This window comes from Paenibacillus sp. FSL H7-0737 (genome assembly GCF_000758545.1).
Taxonomy (GTDB): domain Bacteria; phylum Bacillota; class Bacilli; order Paenibacillales; family Paenibacillaceae; genus Paenibacillus_AQ.
Window position 1 is genome coordinate 3,285,255 of record NZ_CP009279.1, and the last position, 16,558, is coordinate 3,301,812.

The following is a 16,558-nucleotide window of genomic DNA, read 5'->3' on the forward strand; positions in this document are numbered from 1 at the left end:
GCTTGTAATGAACATAATTAATCTGATATATGACAAGTAAAAGGGGGACGCTAAGTCCTCTTTTTTTGTATGTTCCTTCTTTAAATCTCCAATTATAACCACAAAATAACAATACTTTTTGGGGTAAAACCTTTAATTTGAACAGATTAAATTGTACGTAAGCTATGATAAACTTCTATTTGAAATCGCTTACAATTATATAAATGGAAGGATGTGGTGATCTCGGGAGTTTTACCAAACAACAAAGAAAACCACAGACGATTGCTTGGAATACTAGAGGCCAGTCAAGTAGTATGTAATCAAAAAAATCTTAGGAGGTAGATTATGTTTAAGATGAATAAGAAGATCTTGACTGTATTATTCGCAGCTACAATGAGCTTTAGCTTGTTTGCAGCAACTACAAATGCGGCGACAGATTATTGGCAAAATTGGACTGATGGTGGAGGAACAGTAAATGCTACGAATGGATCAGGTGGGAATTACAGTGTTACATGGTCAAACACCGGGAACTTTGTTGTCGGTAAAGGCTGGAATACCGGATCACCAACAAGGACAATAAACTACAATGCCGGAGTCTGGGCGCCGTCCGGTAATGGATATTTGACACTCTATGGGTGGACGAGAAACTCACTCATAGAATATTACGTCGTTGATAGCTGGGGCACTTATAGACCAACTGGAACATTTAAAGGTACCGTGACCAGTGATGGTGGCACATATGATATCTATACGACAACCCGAACCAACGCACCTTCTATTGACGGCACTGCAACTTTCACTCAGTTCTGGAGTGTAAGACAGTCGAAGAGAGCGACTGGGAGCAATGTTGCTATCACTTTTAGCAATCACGTTAACGCATGGAAGAAATATGGAATGAATTTGGGAAGTAGTTGGGCTTACCAAGTGTTAGCTACTGAAGGATATCAAAGTAGTGGGAGCTCTAACGTAACGGTGTGGTAACAGGTAAACTGTAGCCTCTTAATCGATGATAATAATACTAAGGACTGCCGGTCTCACCACCGGCGGCCTTATTTATTCCAAAAGAAGACTTACATACTACTAAGATCATCGTCACGACTTATTATTTTCCTATCCGTTCAAAGGAGATAAATCAATGAGAAAACTATTGAGTTTCCTATTCATAGCAACAATAGTTGTTATCAGCGCTTGCTCACAAGAAAAGCCTGAAACGAGTAATGACAATGTATTTGTAAAGGGAGGGACTTTTATAAACACAAAGTCCAACTACAATGGTGCAACCCTATCGAACTTTTATATCGGTAAATATGAGGTAACTCAAAAAGAATGGAATGAGGTAATGGAAAGTAATCCCTCAGAATTCAAGGGCGACAATTTGCCGGTTGAAATGGTTAGCTGGTATGACGTTGTTGAGTACTGTAATAAGCGGAGTATAAAAGAGGGTTTAACACCCTATTACAATATAGATAAGAATAAAATAGATACAAATAATAAGAGCGAAAACGATAATATAAAATGGACCGTAACGATCAATGAAGGTGCTAATGGTTATCGATTACCGACAGAAGCAGAGTGGGAATATGCTGCAGGTGGAGGTCAATTAAGCAAGAGTTACACCTACAGTGGAAGCAATAATGCAGATGAGGTAGCATGGTATTGGAAAAACGCTGGAGATAAATACTTATCGGGAGAATGGAACTGGCCTATCATTGAAAACAACAATAATAAAACAAAATCTGTTGGTGTCAAACAGCCCAACGAGTTAGGACTTTATGATATGTCAGGGAATGTAAGGGAATGGTGTTGGAACTGGTACGGGGATAGGGGAAGCGATGTCGGATCTTTCCGGGTTGTGAAGGGCGGCGGTTGGATCGGTAACATCTCCAACAACGAGATATCTTTTCAAGGCAAGTTCGACGCAAATGGCATGGGACCTGATCAAGGCTTTCGTGTGAGTCGTGGTGAGTAAATGGCGGGAAGGTTATTCTCTTTTAAGTTAAGACTCCATTTCATAAGCAATGATAAAATGATCAAGCCAATAAGCTGCTTCCGGTACTCTACCGGAAGCAGCTTATTTAATTTTCGTTTATTTCCAACTACAAAAGATCTAAACTTTTCACGGTATAAGCTTTAGTTTATGCATATGAAAAAAATAGGACAATGTTAGAATCTAATTGTTTCCGCTTACATTAATAAATATGGAATAAAAAGGAGGTTGATCAAACGGGTTGCACAGCATCTTAGTAAGACTAGTTGCAGTATAACCAAGAGGAGGACAGCAAATGAAACAGAAGAGAATGCGTTTATTTTTAGTAATCATTATTTGTTTTATGCTTGCATTGCCTGCAGTAAGCGTAAATGCCGCAACAACGATCACATCTAATCAAAGTGGCACCCAAGACGGCTACTATTATGAGCTATGGAAGGATTCCGGTACCACGAGTATGACTCTTGATAGTGGAGGTACATTCAGTACTCAGTGGAGCAACATCGGAAATGCTCTGTTCCGTAAAGGTAAGAAGTTCGATGAGACCCAGACACACCAGCAAATTGGAAACATATCTGTTAACTACAGTGCCAACTACCAACCAAACGGTAATTCGTATTTATGTGTCTACGGATGGACCGTTGATCCACTAATCGAATATTACATCGTTGATAGCTGGGGGAGCTGGCGTCCGCCTGGTGGAACGTCTAAAGGTACCATTACCGTTGATGGGGGAACATATGACATATATGAGACTACCAGAGTCAACCAACCTTCAATTAAAGGCACAGCAACCTTTAAACAATATTGGAGTGTCCGGACGACCAAACGTACAAGCGGAACCATATCTGTTAGTGAACACTTTAAAGCGTGGGAGAGCAGAGGAATGTCAATGGGGAAGATGTATGAAACTTCGCTTACGGTAGAGGGTTATCAAAGTAGTGGAACAGCTACCGTGACTAGCAATACAATTACGATCGGAGGTAGCGGAGGTACGAATCCGACGCCAACGCCTAATCCGACTTCAACGCCAAACCCAACCTCCACACCAAATCCGGGCACAAGCACAAAGATAGAAGCAGAAAATATGACTAAAAGTGGTCAGTATACCTCCAATATAAGCTCACCATTCTCTGGAGTGGCTTTATACGCCAACAATGATCTAGTGAAATATACACAGAATTTTACGACCGGTACCCATAATTTTTCACTCCGCGGGGCTTCGAATAACTCTAATATGGCGAGAGTCGATTTGGAAATCGGGGGAGTGACCAAGGGCACCTTTTATTTCGGGGGAAGCAGTCCCGCCGTTTATACTCTAAACAATGTCAGTCATGGAACCGGAAATCAAGAGATCCAGCTCGTCGTAACTACTGATAACGGGACATGGGATGCTTACCTTGATTATCTGGAAATCAATTAATAAGACGTAGCGGTAATGGAAAAATTTGAAGAGGTAAAGTTGCTGGGAGGGGTAAAAAAGATGTTTAGAGCCAACGTAATAAAATGGACGGCCATTGCGTCGTTAGTCGTATTCTTATTCACAGGCTCACTGACGATGACTGGCGACAAGGCGCTCGCGGCCGATTGTTCGAACGGTTATGTAGCATTAACCTATGACGATGGTCCGAACCCTAACAATACTGTAACACTACTTAATGCACTTCAACAAAACGGCTTGCGTGCAACGTTCTTCAACCTTGGACAGAATGCCCAAAATAATCCGTCCCTAGTAAACCAGCAGAAGTCAGCAGGCATGTGGATTGGGAACCATTCCTGGTCTCATCCGCATTTGACCCAACTGTCTACCTCACAAATGTCGTCAGAAGTTACAAACACACAAACGACATTACAGTCTATAACTGGTACGGCTCCGAAGTTGTTTCGTCCGCCATATGGCGAGACTAACGCAACTTTAAAGTCCATCGAGGCCCAAAATGGTCTTACTGAAGTGTTATGGAACGTTGACTCCCAGGACTGGAATGGAGCCACTACCGCCCAGATAGTAAATGCTGTTGGTACAATGCAAAATGGCGACGTGATCCTTATGCACGATCAGTACCAAACTACGGTTCAAGCGATTCCACAGATTGCACAGAATCTCAAGAACCGCGGTCTTTGTTCAGGCATGATCTCGACGAGCACAGGCAGGGCAGTCGCACCTGATGGTGGAGGCACGACACCAACTCCGACACCAACACCAACAACTACACCAAATCCAGGCACAAGTACAAAAATAGAAGCTGAAAATATGAGCAAAAGTGGTCAGTATACCTCCAATATAAGCTCACCATTCTCCGGAGTGGCTTTATACGCCAACAATGATTTAGTGAAATACACACAGAATTTTACGACCGGTACCCATAATTTTTCACTCCGCGGGGCTTCGAATAACTCTAATATGGCGAGAGTCGATTTGAAAATCGGGGGAGTGACCAAGGGCATCTTTTACTTCGGGGGAAGCAGTCCCGCCGTTTATACTCTTAACAATGTCAGTCATGGAACCGGAAATCAAGAGATCCAGCTCGTCGTAACAGCTGATAACGGGACATGGGATGCTTATCTTGATTATCTGGAAATACAGTAAATATTCCAAACACGGAAATTGGAGACGGACTGCTTAATATAGAGACAAAATGAAAAAAGCAACCCACCAGCCATGACTGGTGGGTTGCTTGCCTTGTTACAACCTATCTCTCAACAACGGTCTCACCTTCAATTAACACAGGCTGATAATAAGTGTTGTTCGGAAGGTCTTTTTTTCCTTGTAGTTTCTTAATGACCCAATCCGCTGCATCGCGTCCCATGGCTTCTTGTGGGTGTGTCAAGGTGGTTAGTTTGATGTTCGCGTTTTTGGCGATATAGGAATTGTCTTGTCCGATAATCGATAATTCCTCCGGAATAGTGATGTCCAGCTGTCTGCAGGCATGAACCACTTCCAACCCAACCTCGTCGTTATAACAAACAATAGCAGTGAGCGTATCTCTATTTTTATTCAGAAAATCCTTCAAGTCTGTAGATAACGTCTGTTTTGTCTCCGTGTTGAATGAAAAAATCTGCTCAGGATAAAATCGTAATTTGGATTCTCCGAGTGCTTTAATATACCCTTTCATCCGATACTTCCCTTGTAAATCATCCATTTTTGCAATGAGCCCTATTTGGGTGTGCCCTTTGGTTATCAACTCTTTTGTTGCCAAATAACTGGACTGCACGTCATCAAGACAAAGGTACGGCAGTTCTATTTCTTCATAAAAGGCATTAATCATGATAATCGGAATATCCTGTTCCTTAAACGACAGGTAGTAAGCAATATTAGGGTTATATAGATTGCTTTTCGTCGGTTCAATAATTAAACCATCTACACCGTAGGACAACATCATTTCCAGTGCCTTTTTTTCTTGAGCAACATCGTTATTTGTACTAGCTAATAGTAGAGAGTAATTATCCTCATTTAGCCGGCTCTCGATCCCACGGATAATGGAAGGAAAGATATAGTCGGAAATATAGGTCGTGATTACACCGATCGTCTTCTTATGGGAACTCCCGCCGGTCTTCGAACGATATTGGTTGCTGACATAAGTACCAGAACCTTTTTCGCTTCGCAGGAAGCCTTCGTTGGAAAGTTCTAAAATTGCTTTTCGAACAGTCTGCCGGCTAACTTCGTACATGGACTGCAAGGCAGATTCAGTAGGGATTTGCTCACCAACATTGTAATCTCCCGAAAGGATTTTGCTTTTTATGTCATCTAATATCACTTGATACTTTGGTTTCATGTAATTCCTCTTTCCATTCTTGTTCGCTAAGTTATTCGTATATTCGGTAAATTTGTATGTACAAATTATAGCATGACAACAAAAAAAATAGAAAGGGGCTCTTTTTTTATACAGTTAAATCATTATTATCTCCATATTTGTATGTATATATAACTAATCAATTGACAAATGTACGTACAAAAAATTATACTAAAGCTGTCAATTAAGAAAGCAAACTCTTATCATGACCTTTTAAAAAAGCGCTCTCAGAGAGGTGACAAACGTGATATCGAATCGATTAAGCATCGAACAAGCGATTAATAAGGGAGAAACTTCGCTTGGTATTGAATTTGGGTCTACGCGCATTAAAGTTGTACTTATCGATCATAGCTTTCAAACGATCGCTTCTGGAAGTTACGAATGGGAAAATCAGTTGAAGGACGGTTTTTGGACGTACAACTTGGAAGATATTATCAAAGGTCTGCAAGACGCCTATCGCGAGATGAAGGAAGAAGTTGCTCAAAAATACGGAATCACCCTTCAAACGGTTGGTTCAATCGGTTTTTCTGCAATGATGCATGGATACATGGCTTTCGACGAGCACAATGAACTGCTTGTTCCATTCCGGACTTGGCGTAATGCAACTACAGGTGCGGCTGCCAAAGCATTGACCGAGCTGTTTGGGTTTAATATCCCAGAACGCTGGAGCATTGCTCATCTTTATCAGGCGATTTTGAATGAAGAAGAACATGTGCCACAGATACGTTTTGTTACGACACTAGCAGGATACATTCATTGGCTATTGACTGGAAATAAAGCACTTGGTGTTGGTGATGCATCCGGTATGTTTCCAATTGATGAAACTACAAGAAATTTTAACGCTTCCATGATACAGCAGTTTGATGAACTGGTTGCAAGCAAAGCTTATCCGTGGAAGACCAGTGATTTACTTCCTAAGGTGTATGTTGCAGGAGAGCAAGCAGGCGTTTTAAGCGAAGCGGGAGCTAAAATTCTGGATCCATCGCTGCATTTACAATCAGGTATTCCGCTTAGTCCTCCAGAGGGGGATGCTGGAACCGGGATGGTTGCAACGAATAGCGTAAGAAAACGCACCGGGAATGTATCTGTAGGAACCTCTGTTTTTGCCATGATTGTATTAGAAAAAGAACTTTCCAAGGTTTATCCGGAAATCGATATGGTTACTACTCCGAACGGAAGTCCAGTGGGCATGGTTCATGCGAATAACTGTTCAAGTGACCTCAACGCCTGGCTCGGGTTATTCCGTGAATTCTATGAAGCCATGGGACACAAAGTGGATGCCAATAAATTGTACAGCGTGCTATTAAATAAAGCTTTGGAAGCAGATCCTGATGCCGGTGGATTACTAAGCTATGGTTATCTCTCAGGAGAGAATATTACTGGGTTAGAACAAGGTCGTCCGCTATTTGTCCGCTCGCCGGAGAGCAAATTCAATCTGTCCAACTTTATGCGTACACATCTATTCAGCGCCTTTGGTGCTTTGAAAATTGGAATGGACATTTTGACGAAGGGAGAGAATGTAGCCATTGATAGTATTTTAGGCCACGGCGGCTTATTTAAGACTCCGGTAGTGGGTCAAAAAATGATGGCAGCTTCAATGAATGTTCCTGTTTCCGTAATGTCGACTGCCGGTGAAGGCGGTGCATGGGGAATGGCTATTCTTGCCGCTTACATGATGAATAAAAATCAGGAAGAAAGTTTAGAAGACTTCCTCGATCAAAAAGTGTTCAAAGATGTTAAGGGTGAAGAAATTCATCCAGAGGCAACCGACATTAAAGGATTTGAAACCTTTATCGAACGTTATAAAAAGGGTCTGGCGATTGAGCAGTCCGCTGTTGACAATTTAGTGTGAAAATGGAGGTGGCAAGATGTTAGAACAACTTAAAGAAGAGGTTTTTCAAGCCAATCTGGAATTGCCGAAGCAAGGACTTATTAAATATACATGGGGAAATGTGAGTGCAATTGATCGTGAAAGTGGATTATTCGTAATCAAACCTAGTGGTGTAGATTATGAAACAATGAAAGCCAGCGATATGGTAGTTGTTGATCTGGATGGCAATGTGGTTGAAGGAGATATGAGACCTTCCTCCGATACACCTACTCACGCCGTGCTTTATAAGCATTACTCCGAGATCGGGGGAATCGTTCACACGCATTCCACTTGGGCAACCATTTGGGCTCAAGCAGGACTAGATGTTCCTGTCATGGGAACGACCCATGCTGATACCTTCTATGGTTCCATTCCTTGTGCGCGTTTCTTGACGCAAGAAGAAGTCGATCGTGGTTACGAAGCGGAAACGGGTAATGTAATCATCGAGACCTTTGAACAACGTGGGATTGATATTATGGCGGTTCCTGGTGTTTTACTTAAAGGACACGGACCCTTTACTTGGGGGAAAAATGCGAAATCGGCGGTAATAAACAGTGTAGTTTTGGATGAAGTATCCAAAATGAATTTGTTTGCAAGAGAGCTGAACCATTTTGCTGAGGAGTTGCCACAACGTATTTTAGATAAACATTACTTGCGAAAACATGGAAAAGACGCTTATTACGGACAAAAATAATTAAACCACAAAATTACGAAAAGAGGATGAATATGTCAACAGCAGTAGCAAAAGAATTTTGGTTTGTCGTAGGTTCACAACATCTTTATGGCGAAGAAGCATTGGCTGAAGTTAAGGCGCATGCCCAAACGATGACAGATGCTTTGAATAAAAGCGGAGTTTTACCTTACCCACTAGTGTTACAGGATTTGGCTGTCAGCACAGATAAAATCACAAACATCATGAAAGAAGTCAATTACCGCGATGAAGTTGCCGGTGTTATCACTTGGATGCATACCTTCTCACCTGCAAAAATGTGGATCCGCGGAACTAAAATGCTGCAAAAGCCTTTGCTACATCTAGCTACGCAATATAATGAAAGTATCCCATGGGCAACGATCGATATGGATTTCATGAATCTAAATCAAGCCGCTCATGGTGACCGTGAATATGGTTTTATTAACGCCCGTTTGAACAAACAAAACAAAGTGGTAGTAGGCTACTGGGAACGTCCTGAAGTCCAAAAGCAAATTGCAGAATGGATGGACGTAGCCGTTGCTTATAACGAAAGCTTTAATATCAAGGTCGCTCGCTTTGGTGACAATATGCGTAACGTTGGCGTAACCGAAGGAGATAAGGTTGAAGCCCAAATTCAATTTGGATGGACTGTTGACTACTTTGGTATTGGCGATCTAGTACAAATCATTAATGAAGTTAAAGAAGAAGAGATCGACGCCTTATTCGCTGAGTATTCAGAGCTGTATGAATTTGATTATGGGACTAACAGCAAAGAAGCTTGGGAAGCTAGCGTGAGAGTTCAAGCAAGCTATGAAATTGCTATTAAAAGTTTCCTTGATCAAGGTGGCTACAACGCCTTCACATCGAACTTCGAAGATTTACACGGAATGAAACAACTTCCAGGACTTGCTGTTCAACGACTGATGGCACAAGGCTATGGTTTTGCTGGAGAAGGAGATTGGAAGACTGCAGCTCTCGATCGCTTGCTTAAAGTGATGAGCCATAACCAATCCACTGGCTTTATGGAAGATTACACTTATGAATTGACGGTTGGTCAAGAATCCATTCTTCAATCCCATATGCTTGAAGTAGATCCTACTTTGGCAAGCAACAAACCAAAAATTATCGTATCTCCACTGGGTATTGGTGGTAAAGACGATCCAGCACGTTTAGTATTTGACGGTAAAGCAGGAGACGGTGTAGTTGTTTCCATGGCTGACTTTGGGACTCATTACAAACTATTGATCAATGAAGTTACTGCTTTCGAACCAACGGTTCCAGCTCCCAACCTTCCAGTAGCTCGTGTACTTTGGAATGTTAAGCCTAACTTCCAAGATGGGGTTAAAGCTTGGATCGAAAATGGTGGCGGTCACCATACCGTTGTTTCATTAACGCTTACAACAGACCAAATTATTGCTTATGCAAAACTTGTAAACTTGGAATATGTAGTTATTAAATAATAGCAAAGCTTTATTACGATTAATAGGACTCCATTCCTCGAGCTTTTTGAGGAATGGAGTCCTATTTGTTTGTTCGATTTCCTTCAATAAATGCGATAATTTCCACTCAGGGCCAATAAACTAAAGAAGTACAGACAGTTATCATAATAACGACGTTGTCCAGTGCGCAATGGTGTATCCCAAAACAAACGGACAAAATGCTCTGCCTCCGGGCCATTAGAAGCTAGGGAAGCCATGGCATTGGTCGCCAACAGACCTGTCGGGTGCAGCGCCGGTTCGTCGAAGGGCTGTCCCTCAATGGTATACCGCCGGTAATCGGAAACTTCGATATTCCTAAAAAAAGCCTGAATCCGGTTACATTGATCGACCTGCCAGATGTCCTTTTGGAACCAAGCCCAGTCCAGACCGATATTAGCCGCTACCCGGTAAGCATCACTGAAAAAATGGCTGAAATCACCATGAGGCTGGGGTTCTGCCGGGGACCCGTTAAAATTAGCATATTCGGGAGCAAGGCCAGTTATCGGATGGCATGCAGTATGCAGATATGTGCGGCTGGCTTCCGCGGCTTCTCGCCAAAACATGTGGTCACCTTCATCAGCCCACAAAGCGAACAAATCATAGAAATGGGGGAGATGGTAAGATGGATCACTGAAGGTGGATTCCGGTACAAATTTAATCAGTTTCGTTTCCGCGTCCCACATTGAGTCACCAACGCCTGTTTCAGTTTTATGTACACAAGCACGCAATATTATTCGAGCCTGCTCGGAATAATTATAAGGTGCCGGACCGTTCCCCCAACGTTTTGAGGCAAAAAACAAAGCCATGGCGAAAAACTCTTCCCCGTCCGGTGCGGGTCCTTGAGAAATTCTTGTACCGTCAGGCTTGCAGTGCCAAGCAAAGTAATCGGCATGACGGCCTTCTTTGTGCTGCATAAACGTCTTAGAGAAGTTCCATAAACGATCAAACTCATCTTTTTTATTCATTTGAACAGCCATCATCATCCCGTAGGACATTCCTTCAGACCTAACATCCAGATTACCTGTATCCAGAATATAGCTTTTATCCTCGTCCAGCGGATAGTAGATTCGTACGTTCGGATCTCCGTAAAACAAATCACTCCAAGTTTCTTCGAGTTTAGCGTTGATTTCATCTTCAGAAAAGCCGAGCTCCTTAAATAAATTGCGATATTTCCCCGTATAAAAAGCACCTTGTTGTGTTATTGTCATCAAAAACGCCCTCCTGTGAACTACAGTATGCAGTCCATTTTAATAAAAACTAAGGATGGATGGTTTGAATGGTGCCATCATCGTTGTAACTCAGCTCTGTATATTTTACAGAACGCTTGTTGTCAGCTCCACCAGACAAAGAACTGTCATGATAAAATAAATACCATTTCTCTTTAAAATGAACAATAGAATGGTGCGTTGTCCAGCCTATCACTGGAGAAAGGATTTTCCCTTGATATTCATAAGGTCCAAGCGGATCTTTACTGATAGCGTATACAATATTGTGGGTAGTACCAGTGGAATAAGAAAGATAATAATACCCGTTGTATTTATGTACCCATGGACCTTCAAAATATCTTCTCTCTTCATCTCCAGCAAGAATCGGATTTCCGTTCGTATCGATGATGGATATTTCTCTAGGTTCACCTTCAAAGCTCAGCATATCCTCGCTCAACTCCGCTACGATAGGTCCAAGAGCTGGTGCCGTTTCAGACGGCCCCTCAGCATCCGGAACAAATGAGCTGGTTTGCCATTTTTCAAGTTGACCTCCCCAAAGACCCCCAAAGTATATATACGATTTACCATCATCATCAACGAAAACGGCGGGATCAATGCTATAACTGCCGGGAATGTAGCTTGGTTCAGGTGTAAATGGTCCGGAAGGTGAAGCTGAGGTGGCGACCCCGATTCGGAAAATATCGTCATGGTCTCTAGCTGGGAAAAACAAATAGTAGGTATTGTTTTTGTATGCTGCATCCGGAGCCCACATTTGCTGCTTAGCCCATGGAACATCCTTCACATGAAGCACTTCACCGTGGTCAACACAAGGGGAGCCATCTCCATCAATAGAAAGAACATGGTAATCCTCCATATTATATTGGTCACCGTTGTCATTAGAGATCATTTCGTGATCCAGGTCATGTGAGGGATAAATATAAATTTTACCTTCAAATACATGAGCGGAAGGATCCGCAGTATAAATATGAGTTACGAGAGGTTCATTGGGTTGCACAGGCTTTGTCAAGTCATTTCCTCCTATAAAGTTAATCGCTTACAAAGCTAATGGTATAAGAACTTTAGGACGCTGTATATATAGCAACTATAGTTTATACCCCACAAAGTTTAGGACATAAAAAAGAACCTTTATTCAAAGGTTCTTTTTTTACTACTGTCTTTGTCCGTGGAATTGTCGATGAAGTTCCCGCACTTGTTCTGCAAGCTCCGTTACAGGGCCATCTACGACCGCATTATGGATGACTTCCTGAATGCTCAAATTACGGACAGGTGATGCTGCAATGCCCATTTCGCTTAACCACTGTGATAATTGCTGCGAAGAGCTGGCATATACAATCCTTCCTAATTGAACCCAACCGTGAGCTGCCGCACACATAGGGCAATGTTCCCCGGAAGTATACACAGTTGCCTGCTTACGTTCTTCCAGTGACATATTCTGAGCTGCCCAGCGAGCTAAAGCGAACTCGGGGTGCTGAGTATGGTCACCACCGCCTACATGGTTACTATCTTCGGCCAAGACCTCTCCATTTGCTGAGACCAGGATGGAGCCGAAAGGTTCGTCCCCAACCTCGAGTGCAATTCGGGCAAGTTCAATACAACGCTGAAGATGTTTGATATCTGTATCGTTTATCATGATAATAGAGCCTCCTGAAATTTAATTTATAGATAAATCTCACGAACAGTAGGCCTGAGCCTGTTTGTTCACCGCATTCTTCTATGTTAGCATGTAAAGTATTCGATTAAAAATATGTCATGCAATTTCAAGATAGGGAGGACATCTAGAAATGAAACACCCATTTATTTTAAATGCCGTATGGAACGGCGGTCGTAATAGTGATGGAACGATTGAAGCTGGACAACTCAAGACTCAAATCTCCATTCCGAAAGAAATGGGCGGGCCAGGAGTTGGAACGAATCCGGATGAGATGCTACTGGGTGCCGCGGCAACCTGCTATCTCATTACACTAGCAGCTATGCTGGAGCGATCAGGGCTTACGACTTCCAGCCTGACGTTAACATCAGAGGCGACAGTGGATGTAACAAATAACATTTTTACATATGAAGCGATCAAACATTCACCCATCACCACACTTACCGAAGATGCGTCACAGGAAGATATTGATAAAGCAATTCGTATTGCCCATAAAGCAGAAGGCTCTTGTATGATTTCCAGAGCTGTAGCAGGAAACGTACAAATTACCACAGAGCCAACAGTGCTTACATCAAGTATGTAAGGTTAAGTTCTAAAGGAGTTATCCCTTAGGAATCAGAGAGGAGAAATTAACTTTGAACGTTGAGTTGTATAAGGATTTGATCAAGGATGAACGTGGGAATTATTACGTAGCGGTGCAAAAAGAGGGCAATGAACTGACCTTGGTAAACGCAATGCTTGAGCGTTCTTATCAGGACCTGCTGGAATTTAATGAAGAGTTTAAAAAGAAATATGCGGAATACGAGCACCAGTTCATCGGCAAAGTGATTATGGATAAGCTGCGGCACGATGTTGTGTTCGCGTCCAAAGAAGACGGCCATGGACGAATGTATAATCTGGCAGCGATTGCCGGCGATTACAAGGTTACTTTTATTGATATGATTGAATTTTACCGAAACCCTCGAGTAGGACGTAGCCATGACAACGACATCCATTAAGCTGAGTGTTTTGGACCTTGTACCTGTATTTGATAATGTGGATGCAAGCTTTGCTTTAGGACAAGCCGTGGAACTGGCTCAAACAGCTGAAAGACTGGGATATACTCGATATTGGGTTGCCGAACATCATGATATGCCGGGCTTAGCGTGTACCTCCACAGAGGTGTTTTTATCGCATATCGGAGCGAGAACACAGCATATCCGCATCGGATCGGGAGCTTTATTGCTGCCGCACTATAAGCCGTTAAAAGTAGTGGAATCTTTTCATTTGCTGGCAAGTTTATATCCGGGACGCATCGACCTTGGGTTAGGCAGGGCTCCTGGCGGTGCTGCTGAAGTAAGCTTAGCGCTGAGCGGGAATTTTCTCGAAAATGTTTGGAAAATGCCGGAACTGCTTAAGGGAGTCACCGAATTGTTGCAGGGGAACTATTCATATGAAGGACGTCAGATAACCGCCCGTCCGACTCCACCCGAATCGCCAGAGCTGTGGATGCTGGGTACAAACAAGAAAAGTGCAGCATATGCTGCCGAGTTTGGAGCAGGCTATGTGTTTGGTCAATTCATGAGCGATGTAGCTGGGGAAGAGATTTTGCAAGCTTACCGTGAAGCTTTTATCCCTTCTTCAGTTAATGCTAGTCCTCGGGCCATCGTAGCTGTTGGCGTTATTTGTGCCGAGACTGAGGAAGAAGCAGAGCGGCTAGCCTCTTCCGGTATGACATTATTTCAACAAGAAGGCTCAACCGAAGAGAAATCCAAGCTTTTGGAACGTAAACTGCTGATAGGCACACCCCAAAGCATTAAAGAAAAGCTGGAACAGTTATCTCACTTGTATGGAGTTGATGAATTCATTATCGTTACTATGATTCCAGACTATGAGAAACGGTTGCATTCGTTTGAGTTGCTTGCCCGCGCTTGCTGGAATTCTAACTAGCCCTTTCTTCATGCAATGATGCTAAAGGAGGTCCACATAGATGCAGACTCATACTTCTGACTCCATTAAAATCCCTCCCGGATTTTGGGCTGGATTAATTCAATTAGGGATAACCGCTCAAGATATAGCCAGTAAAGCAAGTCTTCCCCTGAGTCTTATCACGGAGTCAGCAGTCACCACAGCCCAATATTTCGCTATCTGGCAGGCATATTCGGATCTCGTTGGAGACACTGCTGAGGGAATCATCAAGCTAGCAACCGTTTTTGAAACCACACAATATCCGCCGACCGTCTTAGCCACTTATCATGCTAAAGATTATCGCGACGCTCTAAACCGAATGGTGCGCTATAAACGAATGTGCCCTCCAGAAAGCTTGCATATCGTCGAGGAGGGAGAGTTGTGTGCAATCGAATTGAATTGGCAGCATCCCGAGTATTCCGGTCCACCGCTGCTGCTTGGCCTTACACTGGCGTTTTTACTGGAGCTTGGGCGGCGGGGAACAGGTATACCTCTGACAGCACAGTTTGTAGAATTTTCACAACCCATAGTGAATTTAGAGGTTCTTGAAGCTTATTTCGGCTGTCGAATTCAGATCGGTGCTGAGACTAACCGCTTAACACTACGACGTAGTGACTTGGATCTGCCCTTTATCTCGTATAACGAAGAGTTGCTAGAGATTCTGACTCCTGTTTTGGATCGGACACTTGCTGAACAGCACGGCAATCGCTCAATTACTGAAAGGGTCAAATGGATTATGAAACGCAGCCTTAGCGGAGGCCAACCCGAGATTCAAACCGTTGCTAAAGAGCTAAGGATGAGTGCTCGTACCTTACAGCGAAGGCTTACTGAAGAAAATACGAGCTTCAAGCATTTGCTGACACAAGCCAGAAATGAGCAGGCGCGAGCGTATTTAGCAGATCCTTCCCTCGATGTTAAAGAGGTGGCTTTCTTGATCGGATATGAAGATCAGAACTCGTTCTATCGTGCCTTCCGACTTTGGGAAGGAGATACTCCTTCAAATTGGCGTGTTAAACAAGAAGTTTGGCGCAAGACACTAGTTACTGAATAATCCCGGTAAGATAGTATAAATACTAGCCGATGCTCAGTACAGTTCTTGAGAAACTGCTAATTAACTTGCCATGATAAAAGGAGAAAAGAAATATGGATATGGGATTAAACAATAAGACAGCTTTAATTACAGGATCTACAAAAGGTATTGGTAAAGCTATCGCCTTTGAACTTGCCAACGAAGGCGTTAATGTACTAATAAATGGACGTAATTATGAAAAGGTAGAACAAACAGTAAATGAAATTAAAGCAAAATTCCCGGAAACTTCTCCAAAGAATGCTACAGCCGATATTGTAGATATGGAGCAAAGAGAAGCTTTATTTGAAAAACACCCCCATATCGATATTTTAGTTAATAATATGGGGATTTATGAACTGATGAGCTATGACGACGTTGACGATGAAATATTTGAAAAATACATCCGTACGAATGTTCTTGCTGCAAATGGATTAACAAAATTTTATTTACCAAAAATGTTAGAAAACAATTTTGGTCGCGTGATCTTCATTGCTAGTGAAGAAGCAATAATGCCGTCAGCTCAAATGCCACAGTATGCAATGACCAAATCAATGCTATTATCATTAGCAAAAAGCTTATCTAAATTAACAATCGGAACAGAAGTTACCGTCAATACTATCATGCCAGGACCAACACTCTCTGAAAACGTGCACCAAATCATTGATGTAATGTACCCAGATGAAGCGTTGACCTTTTCAGAAAAAGAGAAAAAATTCATGGCTAAAAACTTACCGCAATCTGAAATACAGCGATTTATTAAACCTAATGAAATAGGTAGACTAGCAGCATTTATGAGCAGTCCCTATGCCTCTGCATTTAAAGGTTCTCCCATCCGTATGGATGGGGGCATGGTACCTACTATTTTCTAAATG

Annotated in this window: 16 protein-coding genes; 12 read left to right on the forward strand and 4 right to left on the reverse strand. The window is 42.6% G+C overall.

What is annotated here, in order from left to right; genetic code table 11:
- Positions 1-324 precede the first annotated feature (324 nt).
- The 4 genes from H70737_RS14210 to H70737_RS14225 all read left to right on the forward strand — a co-directional run bounded on the left by H70737_RS14210 (position 325) and on the right by H70737_RS14225 (position 4,553).
- Positions 325-960, forward strand: a complete 636-nt coding sequence (locus H70737_RS14210) for a glycoside hydrolase family 11 protein (protein WP_042188200.1) — start codon at positions 325-327, stop codon at positions 958-960.
- Positions 961-1,114: 154 nt separating this feature from the next.
- A complete protein-coding gene (locus H70737_RS14215; protein WP_042188202.1) occupies positions 1,115-1,948 on the forward strand; it encodes a formylglycine-generating enzyme family protein in 834 nt (277 codons plus the stop codon).
- A gap of 313 nt (positions 1,949-2,261) precedes the next feature.
- A complete protein-coding gene (locus H70737_RS14220) occupies positions 2,262-3,389 on the forward strand; it encodes a glycoside hydrolase family 11 protein (protein WP_042188204.1) in 1,128 nt (375 codons plus the stop codon).
- Positions 3,390-3,449: 60 nt separating this feature from the next.
- Positions 3,450-4,553: a polysaccharide deacetylase family protein gene (locus H70737_RS14225; protein ID WP_042188205.1), complete on the forward strand. Its 1,104-nt coding sequence runs from the start codon at positions 3,450-3,452 to the stop codon at positions 4,551-4,553.
- 103 nt (positions 4,554-4,656) lie between these two features.
- Here the strand turns inward: H70737_RS14225 and H70737_RS14230 are convergent, their stop codons facing one another.
- Complete coding sequence (locus H70737_RS14230; RefSeq protein WP_042188207.1) at positions 4,657-5,739, reverse strand: GntR family transcriptional regulator; 1,083 nt, start codon at positions 5,737-5,739, stop codon at positions 4,657-4,659.
- Positions 5,740-6,001: 262 nt separating this feature from the next.
- Between H70737_RS14230 and H70737_RS14235 the strand changes: the two genes are divergently transcribed.
- The 3 genes from H70737_RS14235 to araA are packed head-to-tail and all read left to right on the forward strand — an operon-like array spanning position 6,002 to position 9,778.
- Positions 6,002-7,609 (forward strand): xylulokinase, encoded by a 1,608-nt coding sequence (locus H70737_RS14235; RefSeq protein ID WP_042188209.1) that lies wholly within the window; start codon positions 6,002-6,004, stop codon positions 7,607-7,609.
- A gap of 16 nt (positions 7,610-7,625) precedes the next feature.
- Positions 7,626-8,321, forward strand: a complete 696-nt coding sequence (locus tag H70737_RS14240) for an L-ribulose-5-phosphate 4-epimerase (protein WP_042188210.1) — start codon at positions 7,626-7,628, stop codon at positions 8,319-8,321.
- Positions 8,322-8,353: 32 nt separating this feature from the next.
- Positions 8,354-9,778: an L-arabinose isomerase gene (araA, locus tag H70737_RS14245; protein WP_042188212.1), complete on the forward strand. Its 1,425-nt coding sequence runs from the start codon at positions 8,354-8,356 to the stop codon at positions 9,776-9,778.
- Between the two features lie 83 nt (positions 9,779-9,861).
- On the opposite strand, the gene H70737_RS14250 is transcribed toward araA, so the two are convergent.
- From H70737_RS14250 to H70737_RS14260, 3 genes are all read right to left on the reverse strand, one after another.
- Positions 9,862-11,004 carry a family 8 glycosyl hydrolase gene (locus H70737_RS14250; RefSeq protein WP_042188213.1) on the reverse strand — a complete coding sequence of 381 codons (1,143 nt, stop codon included), beginning with the start codon at positions 11,002-11,004 and terminating at the stop codon, positions 9,862-9,864.
- Positions 11,005-11,053: 49 nt separating this feature from the next.
- On the reverse strand, positions 11,054-12,028 hold the full coding sequence (locus H70737_RS14255; protein ID WP_042188215.1) for a glycoside hydrolase family 43 protein: 975 nt from the start codon (positions 12,026-12,028) through the stop codon (positions 11,054-11,056).
- A gap of 141 nt (positions 12,029-12,169) precedes the next feature.
- Positions 12,170-12,652: a nucleoside deaminase gene (locus tag H70737_RS14260; RefSeq protein ID WP_042188217.1), complete on the reverse strand. Its 483-nt coding sequence runs from the start codon at positions 12,650-12,652 to the stop codon at positions 12,170-12,172.
- Positions 12,653-12,803: 151 nt separating this feature from the next.
- On the opposite strand from H70737_RS14260, the gene H70737_RS14265 reads away from it, so the two are divergent.
- The 5 genes from H70737_RS14265 (at position 12,804) to H70737_RS14285 (ending at position 16,555) form a co-directional block, all read left to right on the forward strand.
- Entirely contained in the window at positions 12,804-13,253 is a 450-nt protein-coding gene (locus H70737_RS14265; protein ID WP_042188218.1) for an OsmC family protein, read from the forward strand.
- A gap of 52 nt (positions 13,254-13,305) precedes the next feature.
- Positions 13,306-13,668: a hypothetical protein gene (locus tag H70737_RS14270; RefSeq protein WP_042188220.1), complete on the forward strand. Its 363-nt coding sequence runs from the start codon at positions 13,306-13,308 to the stop codon at positions 13,666-13,668.
- On the forward strand, positions 13,649-14,599 hold the full coding sequence (locus H70737_RS14275) for an LLM class flavin-dependent oxidoreductase (RefSeq protein WP_042188222.1): 951 nt from the start codon (positions 13,649-13,651) through the stop codon (positions 14,597-14,599). The genes H70737_RS14270 and H70737_RS14275 overlap by 20 nt, the downstream gene beginning before the upstream one ends.
- Before the next feature lie 40 nt (positions 14,600-14,639).
- Positions 14,640-15,668, forward strand: coding sequence for an AraC family transcriptional regulator (locus tag H70737_RS14280; RefSeq protein WP_042188225.1), 1,029 nt, complete (start codon positions 14,640-14,642; stop codon positions 15,666-15,668).
- A gap of 92 nt (positions 15,669-15,760) precedes the next feature.
- Entirely contained in the window at positions 15,761-16,555 is a 795-nt protein-coding gene (locus tag H70737_RS14285) for an SDR family NAD(P)-dependent oxidoreductase (protein WP_042188227.1), read from the forward strand.
- Positions 16,556-16,558 lie beyond the last annotated feature (3 nt).

Bases quoted from the DNA above. Each gene is read 5' to 3' on its own strand.
- H70737_RS14215 (WP_042188202.1), top strand. From the start codon at position 1,115: ATGAGAAAACTATTGAGTTTCCTATTCATAGCAACAATAGTTGTTATC.
- H70737_RS14280 (WP_042188225.1), top strand. From the start codon at position 14,640: ATGCAGACTCATACTTCTGACTCCATTAAAATCCCTCCCGGATTTTGG.
- H70737_RS14265 (WP_042188218.1), top strand. From the start codon at position 12,804: ATGAAACACCCATTTATTTTAAATGCCGTATGGAACGGCGGTCGTAAT.
- H70737_RS14225 (WP_042188205.1), top strand. From the start codon at position 3,450: ATGTTTAGAGCCAACGTAATAAAATGGACGGCCATTGCGTCGTTAGTC.
- H70737_RS14240 (WP_042188210.1), top strand. From the start codon at position 7,626: ATGTTAGAACAACTTAAAGAAGAGGTTTTTCAAGCCAATCTGGAATTG.
- H70737_RS14210 (WP_042188200.1), top strand. From the start codon at position 325: ATGTTTAAGATGAATAAGAAGATCTTGACTGTATTATTCGCAGCTACA.
- H70737_RS14260 (WP_042188217.1), bottom strand. From the start codon at position 12,652: ATGATAAACGATACAGATATCAAACATCTTCAGCGTTGTATTGAACTT.
- H70737_RS14230 (WP_042188207.1), bottom strand. From the start codon at position 5,739: ATGAAACCAAAGTATCAAGTGATATTAGATGACATAAAAAGCAAAATC.
- H70737_RS14275 (WP_042188222.1), top strand. From the start codon at position 13,649: ATGACAACGACATCCATTAAGCTGAGTGTTTTGGACCTTGTACCTGTA.
- H70737_RS14285 (WP_042188227.1), top strand. From the start codon at position 15,761: ATGGATATGGGATTAAACAATAAGACAGCTTTAATTACAGGATCTACA.
- H70737_RS14250 (WP_042188213.1), bottom strand. From the start codon at position 11,004: ATGACAATAACACAACAAGGTGCTTTTTATACGGGGAAATATCGCAAT.
- H70737_RS14220 (WP_042188204.1), top strand. From the start codon at position 2,262: ATGAAACAGAAGAGAATGCGTTTATTTTTAGTAATCATTATTTGTTTT.
- araA (WP_042188212.1), top strand. From the start codon at position 8,354: ATGTCAACAGCAGTAGCAAAAGAATTTTGGTTTGTCGTAGGTTCACAA.